The sequence below is a fragment of the Rahnella perminowiae genome (genome assembly GCF_019049755.1).
In the GTDB taxonomy this organism is placed as follows: domain Bacteria; phylum Pseudomonadota; class Gammaproteobacteria; order Enterobacterales; family Enterobacteriaceae; genus Rahnella; species Rahnella perminowiae.
In genome coordinates, this window is record NZ_JAFMOS010000062.1 from 1 (window position 1) to 540 (window position 540).

The 540-nt window shown below is 38.3% G+C and carries 1 protein-coding gene; it reads right to left on the bottom strand.

Translation table 11 applies throughout. The annotated features are described in order from the left end of the window. Positions 1-108: 108 nt before the first annotated feature. Positions 109-540, bottom strand: a 432-nt coding sequence (locus J1785_RS00310; protein ID WP_217218524.1) for a GNAT family N-acetyltransferase, incomplete at its 5' end; no start/stop codon positions are given.

Sequence of the window (540 nt, forward strand, 5' to 3'; positions counted from 1 at the left end):
CATTTAAGTAGTGCACTATTTAATCGTTTCAGTGTAGCGTAATAAATAAGGGTATACAAAGTTGTCTTACTTACCTAGACCATGGATAGAAACTCAATAAATTCAATGTTATTCATTACCGCATGAAAATGAAAAATTCAGTTCGTCTTTGATTAGAATACCTTGATCGCTAAATAACGGGATTGAGGGTTTGATTAACCTTGCCCTGGTGACAGCACCAGCATCTACAGCATAGAGTTCGAAACCCATTTTTTTGTAAAAAGTAATGGCTCCCACATTCTCATTTGTCGTCGTGAGTTTTATTTGAAACTTACCATTAGCCTTGGCATAGCGTATGACTTCGCCGATCAGCACGCTGCCAATCCCTTTCCCAGGTGTTAATGCATTTAGCGCAATAATTTCAATATATTTTTCATTTTCTTTAAAAATGCAAAACCCGTAAACCTCATCATCTTTGCTACACACAAATACAGGAAGCGAGGTAAGAATAAACTCTTCGCCGTGCACAACCATTGAATCACCGCCGCAGTGCTCCAAGAT